Origin of the sequence: Dyella sp., assembly GCF_036568765.1 — a bacterium.
In the GTDB taxonomy this organism is placed as follows: domain Bacteria; phylum Pseudomonadota; class Gammaproteobacteria; order Xanthomonadales; family Rhodanobacteraceae; genus GSA-30.
This window is the reverse complement of record NZ_DATCRY010000144.1, coordinates 1-2,145: the sequence shown is the minus strand read 5'-3', so window position 1 is coordinate 2,145 and position 2,145 is coordinate 1. Positions and strand designations below refer to the sequence as shown.

The following is a 2,145-nucleotide window of genomic DNA, read 5'->3' as shown; positions in this document are numbered from 1 at the left end:
GTTCGGGCATGCGTCTTTCGCCGAAGCGGCGCGCCAGGCCTTGCATGCCAGCGGCATCACTGCCGCACGTCTGCTGATCGAAATCACAGAAAGCACCATCCTGCGCCAGAGTGAGGAAACCGAACACACCATGCGCACATTGCGCTCGCTAGGTATCGGCGTGGCGATCGACGATTTCGGCACCGGCTATTCCTCATTGGCCTATCTGAAGCTGGCGTCGATCGAATACCTCAAGATCGATCGTTCCTTCGTCACGGGTTTGCCGGGCGAGGGCAACGATGTCGCCATTGTCGAGGCCATTCTGGCCATTGCCAAAAGCCTTGGCATGGGCACGATCGCCGAGGGCATTGAGACGCAGGAGCAACACGATTTCCTGCTGCGCGCGGGTTGCCTGGAAGGGCAGGGGTACCTGTATTCACGTCCTGTGGTGCCAGCGGAAATCGAGCGCATGCTGTCGCCGCAAGCCCGTACTTCGCCACGATTGCACTTGGTGCCGCCGAAGAAATAAGCGTGCGATGCACGCGAGTTCCGTTTCTCCTAAGACAGGGCCGGGTGAAGATAATTGAGGTTCGCAGCTGCGCGGACGGCTCCCTCCCGGCTTCGCCGGGGAGAGGGCGAGGGGCTATTGCATCTGGCAGGCGGCCAGCTATTCCTCACCCCAAGCCCCGGATCGACCACGGCCGCCCGACGCTCGGCTGACGCCCATCCCCTGAGCTGGCCGGGTTCCACCAGCCCCATTTGCCGTATCTCACCAGATCCCGTATAGTTCGCTCCATTGTATTAACGCGTTAGTACATTATGAAGCGTCGATCGCTCGAACCCCAACTGCCCGCCGAGTCCGCCGAGCAAGGTCTTTGCGAGGCCTTGCTGTCGCTCAAGAACACCGAAGAGATGTCTGCCTTCCTGCACGACCTGTGCACGCCGGCGGAGCTGGAAGTCATGGTCGATCGCTGGCGTGTCGTCCCGCATCTGCTCGACGGCAAGTCGTACCGGGAGATCCATGAATTGACTGCGGTCAGCATCACTACCATCGGCCGCGTCGCGCGGTATCTCAACCAGGGCAATGGTGGCTATCTCGCCGCCGCGGTGCGCGCGGTGCGCCGTCGCAACGCGCAGAAGAAGGTGAAGGCATGAGTACGCGTGATCGCTTGCGGATCGCCATGCAGAAGTCTGGCCGATTGACCGAGCCCGCGCTCGAATTGCTCAATCGCTGCGGACTCAGCTTCCGGCAAAGCCGCGACAAACTGTTCTGTTTTGGCGAAGGCGAGCCAGTCGATTTGCTATTGGTACGCGATGACGATATTCCCGGCTTGATCGCACAAGGCGTCTGTGACCTGGGTATTGTCGGACGTAACGTGCTCAGCGAGTTCTCGCTCGGCGCCGGCCCGGAGGCCGACTTGGCCGAATGGCGCCAGCTCGGCTTCGGCCGTTGTCGCTTGTCGATCGCGGTGCCACAGGAAATGGCTTATGAGCAGCCGGCGCAACTGGCCGGCCGGCGCATTGCGACCTCGTATCCTGGGCTGCTCGGCCAATGGTTGCGTACCCAGGGAATCGACGCCGGTGTGGTGACCCTGGCCGGCTCGGTGGAAATTGCGCCGCGACTGGGTACGGCCGATGCGATCTGCGACCTGGTACAGAGCGGGGGCACCCTGGTTGCCAATCAGTTGCGCGAGACGGACATCGTGCTGGAAAGCGAGGCCGTGTTGGCCGGGCCACGTAACCTGCCTTCGGACGAACGCGGCGATATGATCGATCTGCTGTTCAAGCGCCTGGACGGTGTCATGCAGGTACGCGAGTCCCGATTGCTGCTATTGCAGGCTTCGCGCGGAGCGCTCGATGCCGTGACGCGCCTGCTTCCCGGCGGCCCTCAGCCGACGTTGTTGCCGGTGGCCGGACAACCGGATCAGTTCATGTTGCAGGCCCTTTGTGCGGGTGAAGTGAGCTGGCGGCAACTGGAAGAAATCAAGAAAGCCGGAGCACGTGAGATGTTCGTACTGCCGGTCGAGAAGATGCTGGCATGAAGCGTTTGATCTGGTCGGAACTGAACGAAACCGAGCGCGGCGATGCGCTGACGCGACCGGCGCAATCGCGCGCCGAGACCCTGCGTACGGGTGTGGCGGATATCGTCGCGCAGGTGCGTAAGCG

Annotated in this window: 3 protein-coding genes; all 3 read left to right on the top strand. The window is 62.1% G+C overall.

The window, feature by feature from the left end; all coding sequences use genetic code 11:
* A partial coding sequence (locus VIM98_RS10305; RefSeq protein WP_331993015.1) for an EAL domain-containing protein occupies positions 1-508 on the top strand: 508 nt, incomplete at its 5' end.
* Positions 509-798: 290 nt separating this feature from the next.
* Positions 799-1,134, top strand: coding sequence for a YerC/YecD family TrpR-related protein (locus tag VIM98_RS10300; RefSeq protein ID WP_331993014.1), 336 nt, complete (start codon positions 799-801; stop codon positions 1,132-1,134).
* The gene (gene hisG, locus VIM98_RS10295) at positions 1,131-2,021 is read left to right on the top strand and encodes an ATP phosphoribosyltransferase (protein WP_331993013.1); all 891 of its coding nucleotides are present in this window, start codon (positions 1,131-1,133) and stop codon (positions 2,019-2,021) included. The genes VIM98_RS10300 and hisG overlap by 4 nt, the downstream gene beginning before the upstream one ends.
* The last annotated feature ends 124 nt before the right edge of the window (positions 2,022-2,145 follow it).

What these genes read in the sequence shown, in the direction of transcription:
- VIM98_RS10300 (WP_331993014.1), top strand. Translation starts at nt 799, where the DNA reads ATGAAGCGTCGATCGCTCGAACCCCAACTGCCCGCCGAGTCCGCCGAG.
- hisG (WP_331993013.1), top strand. Translation starts at nt 1,131, where the DNA reads ATGAGTACGCGTGATCGCTTGCGGATCGCCATGCAGAAGTCTGGCCGA.